This window comes from Nonomuraea wenchangensis, assembly GCF_900111685.1.
Classification (GTDB): domain Bacteria; phylum Actinomycetota; class Actinomycetes; order Streptosporangiales; family Streptosporangiaceae; genus Nonomuraea; species Nonomuraea wenchangensis.
In genome coordinates this window covers 168429-183120 of the sequence record NZ_FOHX01000004.1, presented here as the reverse complement: position 1 = coordinate 183120, position 14692 = coordinate 168429, and the positions used below count along the sequence as shown (strand labels likewise).

Genomic DNA, 14692 nt, shown 5'->3' with positions numbered 1-14692 from the left:
TGTCCCGCCTCTCAGGTGATGTCGGATTCCGCGAGCGCTTCGAGCTCGTCGGTGTACGCCTGTCCGAGACCGCGCAGGAGCTCGAGCGTGGCCGCCGCCTCCCGTTCGTCGATCTTGGACATGGCGAAGCCGACGTGCACGAGCACCCAGTCGCCGGGACGGATGCCGTCCTGGTTGACCAGCCCGACGTTGATGGCCCGCCGGACGCCCGCGACCTCGACCTTGGCGAGTTCGGGCTGTCCGGGGATGAGTTCGACGATCTCGCCGGGAATGCCCAGGCACATCGGCCGCCTCGCTCCTCTCACATTCGTGTCATGGTGATGTAGCGCTTGATGGCGGGCAGCTCCCGCATGATCATCGCGATGACCGCGGCCCCGGCGAACAGGGCCAGCAACTTGCCTGGATGCCGCATGTCGACCTCCACCTCCTCTCGGTCTAGCTGGGTGAGAGGTTCGGCATGATCGGCAGGATCGGGTTCTCCTTGCCGGGGCGTATGCCCGTGGAGCGCCGCGCGTCGGCGGTGTCGTCCTTGTGATGACCTGCCTGATGGCGGTACGCGCCCTTCGCGTTGCCCTGCCGCACGCCTTTGACGTGCGAGGGCGTGTCGGGCTTCACGTCGGGCTTGCCCACGCGGATCCGTGCCATGTCGTCCTCCCCCTCATCTGTCGGGTCCGGATGTGTCGGGTCCGGATCTGTCGAGTCCGGCGAAGAAGGCCGCGACCTGCTCCCAGAGCCGCGGGCCGCCGGACATGCCCGTCCACTCCTGGCGCACCAGGGCGACGAGCCGGTGACAGTCGTCGATCGGTACGAGCCAGCGCTCGTCCATGCCGCGCACGATCGCGACCAGGAACGCCTCCACCGCCGGCCGCATCGACTCCAGCTCCTCGTACCGGCCGACGAGCCGGTCCCAGGCGGCGGCGTCCACCTCCCAGCGGGTGGCGCCCATCGGGCTCGGGTAGTGGGCCACGACCGTGCCGTCGGAGCGGCGGACGAAGAACGCCAGGCCCACCGGCACACCCAGCTCGGACGGCGACGGCCCGGTGAGGCGGAGCCGCCGGTGAGGCACCAGCCGGAACCGGCCAGGACCGGTCTCCCCCGGCTCGAACAGCAGCGCGCAGGCGCGGCAGGCACACAGCACCACGTCCCTGCGCTCCTCCAGCAGGTGGGCGTGCTCGGCCGGCAGCGGCTCGCCGCACAGCTCGCACGGCTCGGCGGCCCGCCGCCGCCCGGCGACCGGCCGGCCGATCACCCGGGCGAGCGCGCTCGCGGTCATGGGGCCGCCCTGGCGGTGGCGGGCCGCCGCGCGAGCGTGTCGAGCGGGATGAAGGCCGCTCCCGGTTCACTCGCCGGCGCCTGGCCGGTGGTCACCCCGTGCAGCACGAACAGGTGCGCCAGCAGGACGTCGTCCGCCAGCGCCGCGCCGAGCTCGGGAGAGGCGGCGGTGGCACGGTCCATGACGCGGGCGAGCGCCTCCCCGTACACCTCGGCCAGCGTGGCGATCGCGTCGAGCGCCCGCTCCGCCGTGGGCCCCGGGGTCGCCTCCAGCCCGCTCAGCAGCTCCTCCAGCAGCTCCAGATGCCCGGCGACGGTCCGCTCGTCCAGCCTCGGCCGGTCAGTCATGGCCGCCGCCGAACATGGGCGAGTGCAGCTTGCGCAGCGTGCGGCCCTTGCCGAGGTACATGTGGACGCCGCAGGGCAGGCACGGGTCGAAGCTGCGGACCGCGCGCATGATGTCGACGCCCTTGAAGTTCTCCGGCCCGTTCTCCTCGAAGATCGGCATATCCTGCACGGCGTCCTCGTACGGCCCCGGGGTGCCGTAGCGGTCGCGCGGGCTGCCGTTCCACGGGGTGGGCGGGTATGGGTGATAGTTGGCGATCTTGCCCTTCTCGATCACCAGGTGGTGCGACAGCACGCCGCGCACCGCCTCGTGGAAGCCGACGCCGATGGCCTGGTCCGGCACGTCGAAGTCCTGGAACACCTTGGTGTCGCCGCCGCGTACGCGCTCCAGCGCCCGCTCGACGAACCACACCGCCATGGCGGCGGCGTAGGCCACGAAGTACACCCTGGCCCGGTTGCGCTCGATGGCGTTGGACCACTGCGGGATGCGCCACTCCAGCGTCATCTCCGGCAGGTCGGGCCCCTTGGGCAGGTTGATCTGCACGCTCGAACCGGTCGACTTCACGTACGGCGTGTCCACGAGGCCGGACAGCGCCGTGGTGTAGAGGCGGGCGAACGGGCCGCCGCCGGTGTCGAGGGCCAGGTGGTCGCCGGTGCGCGGGTCGAGCCAGCGCGGGCTCATCACCCAGCTGTAGTTGCCGTCGAAGTCCCGCTTCTGCGGGGCGGGCAGCGTGGTCTGGTTCCACGGGTGGCGCATGTCCACCGGGTTGCCGATCGGGTCCTCGGTGACGAACGGCTTCTCGTTCACCCAGTCCTCGTAGTAGGAGCTGCCCAGCAGGATGCGGATGCCGAGGTTGATGTCGATCAGGTTGTTCGTGACGAGCTCGCCGTCGACGACGATGCCGGGGGTGACGTACATCGCCTTGCCCCACTCGTTCATCGTCTGGTAGCGGTAGTCGACCACCTCGGGGTCCTGGAACGCCCCCCAGCAGCCCAGCAGCACCCTGCGCCGGCCGACCTCCTCGTAGCCGGGCAGAGCCTGGTAGAAGAAGTCGAAGACGTCGTCGTTGAGCGCGACGGCCTTCTTGACGAAGTCGATGATGTTGATCAGCCGCGACAGGTAGTCGGTGAAGACCGTCGGCGACGGCATCGTGCCGACGCCGCCGGGATAGATCGTCGACGGGTGCACGTGCCTGCCCTCCATCAGGCAGAACATCTCCCGCGTGACCCGGCTGATGGTGAGCGCTTCCTTGTAGACGTCGCCCTCGAACGGGTTGAACGCCTGCATGATGTCGGCGATCGTGCGCTTGCCGTGGATGCCGGCGTTCGGCGCGTCGGTGGTCGCGGCCCGGCGCAGGACGCTCGGGTTGGTGCCCTTGACCATCGCCTCGCAGAAGTCGACGAACACCATGTTGTCCTGGAAGAGCGTGTGGTCGAACATGTACTCGGCCGCCTCGCCGAGATTCATGATCCACTCGGCGAGCTTCGGGGTCTTGATCCCGTACGCCATGTTCTGTGCGTACACCGAGCATGTCGTGTGGTTGTCTCCGCAGATGCCGCAGATGCGGCTGGTGATGAACCCGGCGTCGCGCGGGTCCTTGCCCTTCATGAACACCGAGTAGCCGCGGAACAGCGAGGACGTGCTGTGACACTCCGCCACGCGCTGGTTCTCGAAGTCGATCTTGGTGTAGATGCCGAGGTTGCCGATGATCCTGGTGATCGGATCCCAGGACATCTCGACGAGCTGCCCCGGCTTGGGCGTGACTCTCTCCTGCTGTTCGATGGCCATCCGCAGTGCTCTTCTCTCTCGTGGGCGCCGACGGGTCTACGGGCGCCAGCGCGGGTCGTAGCCGCTGGTCAGCGCCTCACGGTTGTGCCGCCACCGGGGCTCCCTGTTGGCGGTGTGGTTGGTGATGCCGCGCATCCGGCGGATGAACGCGCCGTACGGTTTGATCAGCGTCGAGGACAGGTTGCCGCCGGGCGGCATGTCCATGAAGGGCATGAACTTGTCCGGGAACCCCGGCATGGTGCAGGCGATGCAGATGCCGCCCACGTTCGGGCAGCCGCCGATCCCGCTCATCCATCCGCGCTTCGGCACGTTGCAGTTCACGACCGGGCCCCAGCAGCCCACCTTCACCTGGCACTTCGGGGAGTTGTAGTCGTGGGCGAAGTCGCCCTGCTCGTAGTACGCGGCCCGGTCGCAGCCCTCGTGGACCGTCTTGCCGAACAGCCACTGGGGCCGCAGCATCTCGTCCAGCGGGGGCGGCGGCGCGCTGCCGGCCGCGTGGTAGAGCACCCAGGTCAGGGTCTCCATGAAGTTGTCCGGCTGGACCGGGCATCCCGGCACGTTCACGATCGGCAGCCCGCCGGCCGACCGGAAGTCCCAGCCGAGGTAGTCGGCCAGGCCCATGCAGCCGGTCGGGTTGCCGGCCATCGCGTGGATGCCGCCGTAGGTGGCGCAGGTACCGATGGCGACGACCGCCCACGCCTGCGGGGCGAGCCGGTCGATCCAGGTGTTCAGGGTCAGCGGCTGGCCCGAATGCGGGTCGTTGCCGAACGACGTCCAGTAGCCGTCGCCGTTGATGTTCTCGTTCGGCACCGAACCCTCGATGACGAGGATGAACGGCTGCTCCAGCTCGCCGCGGGCGGCGGCCCGGAACGGAGCCAGGTAGTCCTCGCCGCCGAGACTGGGCGACAGCACCTTGTTGTGCAGGTGGACCTTGGGCAGGCCGGGGATGGTGCCGTTGACGACGTCCTCGATCGCGGGCTGGGTCGCCGCGGTGATCGAGACGGTGTCGCCGTCGCAGCTCATGCCCTCGGATATCCACAGGATGTGCATCTCGTCGTAGCCGGCGGCCTGGCCGCCCTGCTGCTGCTGCGTCTGCGTCATGTGCGCACCTCGCTCGCCTCGCTCGTCTCGCTCGCCTCGCTTGTCCGGACGTCCGGCTGATAGGTGATCGACTCGATGACCGCACCGGTGTCGCCCGCGATCTCGACGTCGACGCCGCCGCAGCGCGGGCAGGCGACGAGCGCGAGCGCGTCGGCCGCGGGCGTCCTCGCGCCGCAGTCGCGGCAGCTCACCGCGGGCGGCTCGGTGACCAGCTCGATCCGCGCGTCCTCGGCCGGGGTCCCGGCCGCGGCCACGCGGAAGCCCTGCTCGACGACCGCCGGATCGGGCCGGTGCCCGGCGAAGGCGGCGCGGACGCGTACCGCGGCCACCTGCCGTCCCTCCGCCCGGCGCAGGACCGCCTGGACGATCTCGTCACACATTCCCGTCTCATGCATCGGCGCGCTCCCTGTCGGATTGTCGGTACGTCTCGTCACGGGCCAGCGCCGTCACCGCGGCGACCGCGCCTTCGACGGCGGCGGCCACCGGCTCCGACAGGCCCATGACCTCGTCGATGGTCCGGGGCCGGCAGCCCACCAGCAGCACCCGGGGCACCCTGCCGCCCAGCTTGGCGAGCAGGTCGAGGACGGCCTGGGGATGCATGCCGTGCCCGTTCACGGGCGGCATGGCGTCCGGCGCCGGCTCGTCGTCGATCTCCAGCACGGCCACGGTGCCCGGCGGGCCGTCGAGCTCGACCGCGTCCACCATGATCAGCGTGTCGTACGCGCCGCCGAGCAGCTCGTAGGCCAGGTGGACGCCGCGGATGCCGTAGTCGGCCACCACCACCGACCCGGGCAGGGCCGAGACGTCCATCCGCCGGACCACCTCGACGCCGAACCCGTCGTCGCCCAGGAACACGTTGCCGATCCCGGCCACCAGCACCCGTTTCATACGGGCTCCCCGTCCAGCGGCTCGTCCAGCGGCCCGTCCAGCGGCTCGGTCTCTTCGGGCGCGAAGTACCGGTACCGGCCGTACCACTGGTTCAGCTCGGCCGCCGGGTCGTCCTCCAGCGTCACGGCGAGGTGGCGGGCGCCGTCGACGTCCAGCAGCACCGCCTCCACCAGAGCCGTCCTGCCGTCCAGGAACATGTCCTGCGGGTCGGACCCGCGCAGCCGGGGCCGCAGCCGCACCCGGCTGCCCTTGCGCACCAGCGTCCCCGCCACCTCGACGGCGTCCGTGTCCGGCGAGACGGAGGCGTCCGCCTCGGGATGCCACCAGGGCACCGGACCGGCCGGTCGCGGATCCCGGTTGGTGCCGTGCAGGCGGGCCAGGTCCTCCGGCGTCATCGCCTCGACCCGGTCGAGGATGGCGGCGGCGCGCGGGTCGGTGGCGCGCGCCTCGCGTTTCTCGGCGTCGGTGAGCGTCAGCGTGCGCAGCGACAGGATCTCGTCGATCTCGGCCGCGTCGTGCAGGTCGCCGGGGCTCTCCGGCGCGATCCGCGGGTTGTCGTAGAGCAGGATCGGCGACGACAGGACCACCTGGTCGCCGCTCAGCACCGGGTACGTGTGCGCGTTGACGCATGCGCCGGCCGCGTCCCGCGCCCAGTCCGGAGGTTCGAGCAGCGACACGAACCGGCCGCCGGGCACGGTGAGCAGGGTGTGACAGGCGATCAGGGCGTGCTGGAGCGCCTCTTCCCTGGGCGTCTCCGGCGACGACGGCTCCTGGCCGGCGTTCTCGGTCCGTACGCGGAGCCTGAACAGCGTCTCCCCCTTAGGCAGCGGCGCCGCAGGGGCCTCACATGGCTTCAGCGACAACGTCACCCGCGCGCTCAGCGGCCACTCACGCCACCGCGTCCGCCCGGCCGAGCCGGGCAGCGGAGTGACCGTCTCACCGCCAGGAACCCCCAGGTCGAGCCGCTTCTCGCCGGACCGCAGCTCCGCCACGGATGCCCGTACGTCGAGCTCGCGCGGCACCGCCTCGTCGAAACTCAGCGCCTCGCCGACCCGGTCCGCCTCCCGGTGTCCGCCGTCCGGCAACCGCTCCTCGGGCGTACGCCGGCGCAGCTGCAGAAAGCGGAGCCTGCCCCGCACGACCGCGTCTGCGGGAGCGACGAGCAGGCACTCGGTCTGCTGCCACCACGACTCGGTGGAGCCCGCCACGCCGCCGCCCTCCAACCCGTGCGCCCTGGCCCACGGCTCCGGCAGCAGCACGCCGAACTGCCACCTCACCTGGTTCTTCGGCGAGGAACGGCGATAGGGGTACAGCAGGTAGCCCTCGTACAGGACGGCGTCCGCCACCGCCAGCGCGGCCCGGTACCCGGGCGCGGCGTCGATGCCGTTCGCGTCCACGGCGGGTGGCCCCTTCCTGTCCCTGGTCGTACGTGACCCTTCCGGTATAGCCACGCCGTCTCAGGACAAGTAGGTGGATCGCGCCCCTAGGTGCCGTTCTCACTTAGCGGTTCTTGGTGATCCATCCGCGCGGGAATCGGAGCTTCCGCGACGAAAGCCCGCTCCACCCCAACATGATTTGCCCACCGCCTTGCCTCCCACGGGATCGATCAGGAATGGAGAAGCACGGACCGACGAACTCGCCATAGCTTGACGTGGAGATCAAGCCGACAAGGAGCCGACGGAAATGGCGAACATGCGCAAGATCACCTACTGGCTCTCCACCCTCGGAGTCGCATCAGGACTGGTCGGCTCCGGTGTCCAGCAACTGCTGAGAACGGAAGGCGAAGGGGCGCTGGCACCGCCCTACGCATGGGGCATCGTGCAGCTCGGATACCCCGTCTACATCCTGACGCTGCTCGGCGTATGGAAACTCCTGGGGGCGGCGGCGATCCTCCTGCCCAAATATCCGCTGCTCAAGGAATGGGCTTATGCGGGCCTCTTCTTCCTGTTCACGGGAGGGATGTTCTCGCATCTCGCGTCAGGCGACGCCTGGTATGAATTACTCCCGGCACTCATTCTCCTGGCGCTCTCGATCGTCTCGTGGCATTTCAGGCCGGCGGACAGAAGACTGCTCCCGCAAACGGCGCGCACCTGACGACGCTCTCCGGCGCCGCGCCCGCTCCGGACGTCGGCAAAGGGAGGCGGGTCACGCCTGTTTCGACGAGAATCGAGCCCATGCACGAGAGGCTTTCCTTCATCTCCGAGCTGGGCCTCGGTGAGTTCTCGGAGGTCGAGCGCCGGCTGTGCGACGCGTTCTTACGCGGTGACGCCCTCGATCTGAGGACGGGCGATCGGGAGAAGGACGATCCCGAGCGCGGAGAGGAGTGGGGCGAGGAGCGGCGGGTGCGGGCCGAGGTCATCGTCGCGTTGCTGCTGTCGGCCGTGAAGCCGGATCCCGGCCGGGTGGCGATGTTGTCGCTGACCGGAGCCCGGGTGATCGGTGATCTGTCGCTGGCCCATGCCGAGGTGACGGCTCCCCTGTTCCTGCAGGAGTGCCGCTTCGACGAGCCGATCTGCCTGGACGAGGCGGCGGTTCGGTCGGTGCACCTGGCCGGTAGCACCATCCCGCGCCTGGATGCGAACGACGCCGAGATCAAGGGACATCTGAACCTGGATCGGTGCCGGGTTCAGACCGTTGCCCTGACCGACGCTCACATCACCGGCCAGCTCAGCCTCAACGGTGCCCGCTTGACCAACACCGAGGACGATGCCCTCAACGCCGACCGGCTGGTCGTCGAGGGAAGCATGTTCTGCCGGGAGGGGTTCCAGGCGGAAGGCGAGGTCCGCCTCCTCGGCGCCCGCATCGCCGGCCAGCTCGATTTCAGCGGCGCACGCCTGACCAACCCGGAGAACGAGGCCCTCAACGCCGACCGGCTGGTCGTCGAGGGAAGCATGTTCTGCGGAGAGGGGTTCCAGGCGGAAGGCGAGATCCGCCTCCTCGGCGCCCGCGTGGCAGGCCAGCTCAGCTTCAACGGTGCGCGCTTGACCAACCCGGACAAGGACGTGCTCAGCGCCGACGGGCTGGTCGTCGAGGGGAACATGTTCTGCCGGAACGGGTTCCAGACGGAAGGCGAGATCCGCCTCCTCGGCGCCCGCGTGGCCAGCCAACTCAGCCTGGACGGCGCACGGCTGATTAACCCGAAGGGGAACGTGCTCAACGCCGACCAACTGGTCATCCAAGGCAGCATGTTCTGCCGGAACGGGTTCCGGACGGAAGGGGAGATCCGCCTCCTCGGCGCCCGCGTGACCGGCCAGCTCGACTTCAGCGGTGCGCACTTGACCAACCCCAAAGGGAACGCCCTCGACGCCGACGGGTTGGTCGTCGAGGGGAACATGTTCTTCCAGGACGGGTTCCAGGCGGAAGGCGTGATCCGCCTCCTAGAGGCTCGCGTGGCCGGCCAACTCGGCCTCAACGGTGCCCGTCTGACGAATCCCGACGGGCTCGCCCTGTGCTGTATGGACGCCGAGGCCGCCTCACTATGGCTGGCGGAAGATTTCGCCGCCGACGGAGACGTGGATCTCAGCGGCATGCGGGTGCGGACGTTGTTCGACGACCCCGAGTGCTGGCCGGCCCGCATGTACGTCAACGAGCTCGTCTACAACGACCTGGAGCCGGATCTGCCTGCCCTGGAGCGGTTGCGATGGCTCAGGGCCGGTGGGAAGGAATACAGGGCTCAGCCGTACGAGCAGCTGGCGGCGTACTACCGTCGTCAAGGGCACGACGAGGAGGCTCGGCGGGTGCTGCTGGCCAAGCAGCGTCACCACCGCGCATCGCGCCCCTGGTACGCCAGGATCTGGGGCTACCTGCTCGACGGCATGGTCGGTTACGGCTATCGGCCGGGGCGGGCCGCGTTGTGGGTGCTGGGTCTATGGGCAGCGGGGAGCGTCTTCTTCACCTACCATCAGCCGCAGCCGATCAAGGCGGGTGAGCATCCCGCGTATCAACCGGTGCTGTACACCGCGGACGTGCTCCTGCCGATCATCAACCTGGGCCAGGAAAGCGCCTTCACCCACCAGGGCCTCGCTCAGTGGGTGGCATCCGTGCTGATCGTGCTCGGATGGATGTTCGCCACGGCCCTCGTCGCGGGCGTCACCCGCGTCCTGACCCGTAACTGACCCGGGATTCCTCCTTACCAGCTGAGTACCTTCGGACGGCCGGCCGGGACAGGCAGCCGGTCCCGCAGCACCTGCGCGCCCAGCGGGACCAGGGCCACGGCGAGCAGGCCGGTGACCAGCACGTCGGGGATGGAGGCGCCCTTAAGCACGCCCATCCAGGTGCCTCCCGCCAGCAGCAGCATCACGGCGCGGACGGTGCCGAAGAGTCCTGAGCGCCAGGCGGCGATGGCCAGGAGGAGCGAGCCCGCGTACTGGCCGGCCGATGCCCAGACCGGCACCCGCCAGGGCCCGTAGGAGATGTCCACGTACTCCTTCATGACCGCATTCGTTGCCTGTTCCAGCCCGAAGACCTCAGTGAGCTGGAAGAAAGTCAGGTCCCGCACGCACGCCCGCATGGTTCACCCTGAGGAGACCTGCAGATCAAAAAGGCCCTCTCCCCATGCTCGGGAAGAGGGCCTCTCATCTGCGGAGGATCGGGGATTTGAACCCCGGATGGGCGTTAAACCCAAACCGCATTAGCAGCTAGGAGGCTGACCGTCCCAGGGCGTTCAACCTGGACCGTTGCGGCGGAACGGGCGCACTGAAACCAGGTGGCACGGTGCGGAACTGCAACCCAAATTGCAACCCCAGAAGTCTCTGTGCGCGCTAGCGAGCGTTCCGCCAGTTGATCATCCCATCCGCCGTTGACCCGCCCGAAGGGGAAGCGGGCCAGGGCCACGGGCACCAGATGGAGCGCCCCAGGGACGAACGATCTGGTGCCCGTGGCCCTGGTCTGCTCGGCTTGTCCCGAGTCGATGGAGGACGGGATGATCAGGCTTCCACCTCAGCCATCTACGATCTCTAGGTTCCGCCCTGCGATCATCCCGGAGTCGAAGCGCCCCCGTCGGAGACAGTGTGGTCTCAGCTAAGGATCGTGTGGAGAAGCCCGACCGCCACCAAGGCTGTCCCAACTCCAGCCGTTACATTTCCAGTCGAGTTTCCGAGCCAGACACCGACAATGGTGCCAGCGAGGAGGATCACGGCCCAGCGAAGAGGAAGCCTAGACGGCTCCTCTCGCGGCGGGTTGTCCTTTGGCGCTGGAGGTAGCGGGACTAGACTCACGATTAGATGTCCTTTCGTTGACAGACGCACTGGACATGAGAGCGGCTCCCTGTTGCACCAGGGGGCCGTTCGCTTTCGCTGACGGCCAGGCTCTCAGGTGACCAATCCTGCCGACACGGGCAGGTCCTGACGCGTCCGACACGCCGAAGACGCCGAAATACCGCAAGGATTCTCGCTTTCGCCGTAACGTGGATCTTTTGTCAACCGTTTGACAAGAGATCCACTTCACCCGGAGAAACTGCTTGTGGCAGTCAGAACCCACATGCCGTCAGTGCTCAAGCAATCGGAGCGACATCGACCTCGCGCGGCCCGAGCACGGCCGCGCGCGAGAACGGTCGCAGGGCCGCACCGGCGGCGCGGAGCGCCGCCGCTTGATCCTCAAGAGAACAATTCGGCAATGACCGGCACAGCGGGAGTGGTAGAACGCTCGGTGTGGAGGATCGACGGGATCGCTTGCGGGCGTTGGGCGAGTTGCTGCGGAGGCTGCGCAAGCGGGCGGGGCTGTCGGGTAAGGAGCTGGCGCAGCGCGCCCAGGTCGCTCAGCCAACTGTCTCCCGGATAGAAACCGGTCGGCTGCTTCCAACGCCTGAGACTGTTGAGCGGCTGGTCGATGCTCTTGGACTGGACGAGGGTGAGCGGGCAGAGCTGGATGTCCTGCTCGCTCGGCTGCGTGATGAGGTGTCTCGGCTCAGGGGTGGGCTTGCTGGCCGAGAGGCGGCCGATGCTGCTCGATTGCGTGCGGCGCGGCGGGTGGTGTCGTTCCAGTCCGCGATGATCCCGGCACTCTTGCAGACCGCCGAATATGCCAGGCTCGCGCTGGCGATCGGCCGCGATGTTGATGAGGAGGGCGCGGCCAAGGCGGCGGCCGTTCGGCTGAATGCCCAAGCGGTGTTGTTCGAGGCGGATCGAGAGTTCGCGTTCCTGTTGACCGAGGGAGCGGTCCGGACCTGGCCGGGGTCGCCGGCGCTGATGGTGGCGCAGCTTGATCGGCTGGTTCAGGTGTCCACAATGCCGCATGTCCGGCTCGGAGTTGTGCCCTGGGCGGTGGAGGCGCCGGCCTTTCCGCTGCATGGGTTCACGATCTACGACGGGGGCGTGAGCGTGGTCGAGAGCTTGACCGGTGATCTCACGATGACGCAGGCGCAGGAGATCGCGGCTCACGAGGAGACCTTCGAGCTGTTCGGCAACGCTGCGGTGTACGGGGATGAGGTGCGGGATCTTCTCGGGCAGATCGCCCAGGACATGAGGAACCTGGCAGCCCGCACTCACTAGTGCACGTATTTATGCATGGAATACCTTGAGCTTGCTGCAATGCTGCTCATACGCTTGGTGCTTGGCGGCGTATAGTCCCCTAGACACCAGGAGTTTCCCGTGTCGGCTTGGTGCATCTCTCGCTACTTCCTCGGGTCCACCGTCTCGATCATCGAAGCCCGGCGCTTCGTCACCACGTTCCTCAAGGGCTGGCCTGACGTCGCGACGGCCGAGCTGATCGTGAGCGAGTTGGCTACGAACGCGATACGGCACTCGGCAAGTGGACGGTTCGGCGGTCGCTTTCTCGTGACCATTCGCGGCGATGCCGGGCGGTTGTGGATCGCCGTCTTGGACGAAGGAGGCCCGGGTAGGCCACGGATCTTCCCCGAGTATCCCGACCTTGAAGGCGGGCGCGGGCTGCGGATCGTGTCCGAGATGGCGGCCGAGTGGGGCGTGCTGGGTGACCACAGAGGCCGGACCGTCTGGGCTTCGTTGAACGACGCGTCTCGCGCGCAGCGACAGGACTGCTGATGTGCCTCTCGCCCCACGTCGCACCGCCGCGGCCCTCCTGTGCGTTCCTCGAATGGCGAGCGCCTCGCCGCGACGGCAGGCAGAGAGTCGTGGGATGGACGTGTGATTGTCGGCCGATCGTGTACGAGCTGCGCGAGGCTGCTGGGCAAGGGTTCATCAGGCGGTACGTGCAGGCCGGCACCGGGTGGCAGGTGTCGGACACGTTCCGGATGCGGCCCTCGGAGGCGCACAAGCTGTGGCAGGCTCTGTTGTCAGGGCTTGCTCGGTGAGTCCACGCGGGTTCCTCGGCGGCGTTCAGCAATTCGGGCAGTAGATCCAAAAACCGGCGAAGCGCTCGAATGCATACCGTCAAGGGGGATAGACGGCATTCTGTCTAGGGGCCTAGACTCATCGGCAATGATCCAAGGGGGACCATTGCCATCGAACGACGTGGAGCGGATCGCAGCGATCGAGGATCCGTACCAACTGCTCCGGGTTGCCACCGAGCGCCTGAACGCCGCGCAGCAGGAGGTGACCGAGCTGTCCCGTCTTCGCCGGCGGGTCATCCAAGAGCTGCACGCGCAGGGCATGTCGTACGCCCAGATCGCGAAGGAAGCCGGCCTCACCCGCGGTCGCATCCACCAGATCCGCCACACCGGTCCGGCCCCCGAAGGAGCCTTCTTCGGCCAGGGGACGATCACGCTGATCACGCCTCTGAAACGGGAAGCGCGGCAGGCACGCCCTGTCGTCGCTGTGGAAGATGTCGCGGCGGCGAAACGGCTGGAAGATCTGGCGCGCGGGTTCGACCTGGCCGTGGAGCTGGAGCACGTCCCCCTCGGCGGCGACGTCAACCTGAATCGGCCCAATCTCGTGGTGATCTGCGGGCCACGGCTCTCGACGGTCATGGGCGAGCTGTACGAGAGGGACCCGGTGCTGGAGTGGGTGAAGCAGGACGTGTGGACGCTTCACGACACCCGGACCGATGAACGCTATCGGTCGGGCTCCGATGACGAGCCCGCGCGGCCGATCGACTACGCCTATCTTGGACGGCTTCCCCGTCCCGATGGGGCGGGCCACGTCCTGGTCTTCACCGGCGTCCACCCTCAAGGGACGCTCGGCGTGGTCCGGCTCCTGCAAACCGAGCTGGCTGCCCTGTGGGGCGAGGTGGCGGACAAGCCGTTCTCGACGGTCGTGTCCACGGAGTACGAGCCGGAGAGCGGGGAACCCGTGAAGGTCGAGCTTGCCAGTCCGCTCTACCTGCACGAGGAGGGGTGAAGGTGCGCGTCGCGCTGGCCACCGAAGCGGCTCCGGGACGTCCCAACGAGGACTTCGTCGCGGTGAGCGCAGACGCGGCGGTCCTCCTCGACGGGGCCGGCACGCCCGCGGGCTCCGAGTCCGGCTGCTCACATGGGGTCGCCTGGTTCGCTCGCACTCTGGGCTCTTCGTTGCTGGCCGCCATGACGCAGAAGCACGAAACCCTGCCCGAGCTGCTGGCAAGCGAGATCAAAGCTGTGGCCGGCCTGCACGAGGACACCTGCGACCTCACCCACCCCGGCTCGCCCTCGGCGACCGTGGTAATGCTCCGGCGTACGGACGACGCCCTCGAATGGCTCGTCCTGGCGGACTCCGGCCTGGTCCTCGATGCAGGCGACACCGCGGCACCGATGGTCATCTGCGATGATCGCGAAGCGCAGGTCGGCGCCCGGTACCGCAGCGCTATGGACGCCCTCGACTCAGGCAGCCCCGAACACCAGGCCGCCCACCGCGACTACGTAGAGGCGTTGCGTGCGCACCGCAACCGCGACGGCGGCTTCTGGGTCGCGGCCACCGACCCCCTCGCCGCCGACCAGGCCCTTACGGGGACGGTCCCAAGGGAGTCGGTCCGCACGGCCGTCCTCCTGAGTGACGGCGCGTCCCGCCTCGTCGATCGTTTTCACCTCGCCACCTGGCGGCAAGCGCTCGACCTGCTCGATCAGGAGGGTCCGGAAGCATTGATCAGCCGCGTACGCGCGGCCGAGTACAGCGACCCCACAGGATCCCGGTGGCCGCGAGGTAAGACCTTCGACGACGCCACCGTGGTCACGCTCTCGCTTCCCTGATCGCCAAGCCTGGCCCATACAAAAAGGCCCTCTCCCCGTACTCGGGAAGAGGGCCTCTCGTCTGCGGAGGATCGGGGATTTGAACCCCGGATGGGCGTTAAACCCAAACCGCATTAGCAGTGCGGCGCCATAGACCTGACTAGGCGAATCCTCCTGGTAGCCGGTGCGGCTCAGCACAGAGTACCGGCCTTCTGGCGAGGCGGCAAAGCGAATCCGCGCTC

At 68.3% G+C, this 14692-nt stretch carries 16 protein-coding genes and 1 tRNA gene; 6 read left to right on the top strand and 11 right to left on the bottom strand.

Translation table 11 applies throughout. The annotated features are described in order from the left end of the window. Positions 1 to 11: 11 nt before the first annotated feature. The 9 genes from BMW85_RS13295 to BMW85_RS13255 form a co-directional block, all read right to left on the bottom strand. On the bottom strand, positions 12 to 284 hold the full coding sequence (locus BMW85_RS13295; RefSeq protein ID WP_091081148.1) for a HypC/HybG/HupF family hydrogenase formation chaperone: 273 nt from the start codon (positions 282 to 284) through the stop codon (positions 12 to 14). Between the two features lie 151 nt (positions 285 to 435). Next, positions 436 to 645: a hypothetical protein gene (locus BMW85_RS13290; protein WP_091081146.1), complete on the bottom strand. Its 210-nt coding sequence runs from the start codon at positions 643 to 645 to the stop codon at positions 436 to 438. Between the two features lie 13 nt (positions 646 to 658). Next, entirely contained in the window at positions 659 to 1273 is a 615-nt protein-coding gene (locus tag BMW85_RS13285; protein WP_091081144.1) for a DUF5947 family protein, read from the bottom strand. Next, the gene (locus tag BMW85_RS13280) at positions 1270 to 1620 is read right to left on the bottom strand and encodes a NifU-related iron-sulfur-binding protein (protein ID WP_091081142.1); all 351 of its coding nucleotides are present in this window, start codon (positions 1618 to 1620) and stop codon (positions 1270 to 1272) included. Before BMW85_RS13280 ends, BMW85_RS13285 begins: the two co-directional genes overlap by 4 nt. After that, on the bottom strand, positions 1613 to 3406 hold the full coding sequence (locus BMW85_RS13275; protein WP_091081140.1) for a nickel-dependent hydrogenase large subunit: 1794 nt from the start codon (positions 3404 to 3406) through the stop codon (positions 1613 to 1615). Before BMW85_RS13275 ends, BMW85_RS13280 begins: the two co-directional genes overlap by 8 nt. Positions 3407 to 3442: 36 nt before the next feature. After that, on the bottom strand, positions 3443 to 4507 hold the full coding sequence (locus tag BMW85_RS13270; RefSeq protein ID WP_091081137.1) for an NADH-quinone oxidoreductase subunit B family protein: 1065 nt from the start codon (positions 4505 to 4507) through the stop codon (positions 3443 to 3445). Next, the gene (locus tag BMW85_RS13265) at positions 4504 to 4902 is read right to left on the bottom strand and encodes a hydrogenase maturation nickel metallochaperone HypA (protein WP_245774769.1); all 399 of its coding nucleotides are present in this window, start codon (positions 4900 to 4902) and stop codon (positions 4504 to 4506) included. The genes BMW85_RS13270 and BMW85_RS13265 overlap by 4 nt, the downstream gene beginning before the upstream one ends. Next, positions 4895 to 5395 carry a hydrogenase maturation protease gene (locus tag BMW85_RS13260; protein ID WP_091081133.1) on the bottom strand — a complete coding sequence of 167 codons (501 nt, stop codon included), beginning with the start codon at positions 5393 to 5395 and terminating at the stop codon, positions 4895 to 4897. The genes BMW85_RS13265 and BMW85_RS13260 overlap by 8 nt, the downstream gene beginning before the upstream one ends. After that, on the bottom strand, positions 5392 to 6792 hold the full coding sequence (locus tag BMW85_RS13255; protein WP_091081130.1) for a hypothetical protein: 1401 nt from the start codon (positions 6790 to 6792) through the stop codon (positions 5392 to 5394). The genes BMW85_RS13260 and BMW85_RS13255 overlap by 4 nt, the downstream gene beginning before the upstream one ends. 286 nt (positions 6793 to 7078) lie before the next feature. Between BMW85_RS13255 and BMW85_RS13250 the strand changes: the two genes are divergently transcribed. Continuing rightward, the gene (locus BMW85_RS13250) at positions 7079 to 7489 is read left to right on the top strand and encodes a DoxX family protein (protein ID WP_091081128.1); all 411 of its coding nucleotides are present in this window, start codon (positions 7079 to 7081) and stop codon (positions 7487 to 7489) included. Beyond that, positions 7435 to 9510 (top strand): hypothetical protein, encoded by a 2076-nt coding sequence (locus BMW85_RS13245; protein WP_177240655.1) that lies wholly within the window; start codon positions 7435 to 7437, stop codon positions 9508 to 9510. The genes BMW85_RS13250 and BMW85_RS13245 overlap by 55 nt, the downstream gene beginning before the upstream one ends. Positions 9511 to 9524: 14 nt before the next feature. Here BMW85_RS13245 and BMW85_RS13240 read toward each other — a convergent pair whose 3' ends face one another. After that, a complete protein-coding gene (locus tag BMW85_RS13240) occupies positions 9525 to 9893 on the bottom strand; it encodes a hypothetical protein (protein ID WP_143082255.1) in 369 nt (122 codons plus the stop codon). Between the two features lie 1180 nt (positions 9894 to 11073). Between BMW85_RS13240 and BMW85_RS13235 the strand changes: the two genes are divergently transcribed. The 4 genes from BMW85_RS13235 to BMW85_RS13220 all read left to right on the top strand — a co-directional run bounded on the left by BMW85_RS13235 (position 11074) and on the right by BMW85_RS13220 (position 14471). Continuing rightward, entirely contained in the window at positions 11074 to 11883 is an 810-nt protein-coding gene (locus BMW85_RS13235) for a helix-turn-helix domain-containing protein (protein WP_218155765.1), read from the top strand. Positions 11884 to 11982: 99 nt separating this feature from the next. Next, complete coding sequence (locus BMW85_RS13230) at positions 11983 to 12393, top strand: ATP-binding protein (RefSeq protein WP_091081120.1); 411 nt, start codon at positions 11983 to 11985, stop codon at positions 12391 to 12393. 429 nt (positions 12394 to 12822) lie between these two features. Beyond that, positions 12823 to 13647 (top strand): sigma factor-like helix-turn-helix DNA-binding protein, encoded by an 825-nt coding sequence (locus tag BMW85_RS13225; protein WP_218155764.1) that lies wholly within the window; start codon positions 12823 to 12825, stop codon positions 13645 to 13647. Continuing rightward, positions 13644 to 14471, top strand: coding sequence for a protein phosphatase 2C domain-containing protein (locus BMW85_RS13220; protein ID WP_091081115.1), 828 nt, complete (start codon positions 13644 to 13646; stop codon positions 14469 to 14471). The genes BMW85_RS13225 and BMW85_RS13220 overlap by 4 nt, the downstream gene beginning before the upstream one ends. Positions 14472 to 14535: 64 nt before the next feature. On the opposite strand, the gene BMW85_RS13215 is transcribed toward BMW85_RS13220, so the two are convergent. After that, positions 14536 to 14625, bottom strand: a tRNA-Ser gene (locus tag BMW85_RS13215). Positions 14626 to 14692: the final 67 nt, after the last annotated feature.

Coding starts and splice junctions, on each gene's coding strand:
- BMW85_RS13295 (WP_091081148.1), bottom strand. CDS start 284: ATGTGCCTGGGCATTCCCGGCGAGATCGTCGAACTCATCCCCGGACAG.
- BMW85_RS13290 (WP_091081146.1), bottom strand. CDS start 645: ATGGCACGGATCCGCGTGGGCAAGCCCGACGTGAAGCCCGACACGCCC.
- BMW85_RS13285 (WP_091081144.1), bottom strand. CDS start 1,273: ATGACCGCGAGCGCGCTCGCCCGGGTGATCGGCCGGCCGGTCGCCGGG.
- BMW85_RS13280 (WP_091081142.1), bottom strand. CDS start 1,620: ATGACTGACCGGCCGAGGCTGGACGAGCGGACCGTCGCCGGGCATCTG.
- BMW85_RS13275 (WP_091081140.1), bottom strand. CDS start 3,406: ATGGCCATCGAACAGCAGGAGAGAGTCACGCCCAAGCCGGGGCAGCTC.
- BMW85_RS13270 (WP_091081137.1), bottom strand. CDS start 4,507: ATGACGCAGACGCAGCAGCAGCAGGGCGGCCAGGCCGCCGGCTACGAC.
- BMW85_RS13265 (WP_245774769.1), bottom strand. CDS start 4,902: ATGCATGAGACGGGAATGTGTGACGAGATCGTCCAGGCGGTCCTGCGC.
- BMW85_RS13260 (WP_091081133.1), bottom strand. CDS start 5,395: ATGAAACGGGTGCTGGTGGCCGGGATCGGCAACGTGTTCCTGGGCGAC.
- BMW85_RS13250 (WP_091081128.1), top strand. CDS start 7,079: ATGGCGAACATGCGCAAGATCACCTACTGGCTCTCCACCCTCGGAGTC.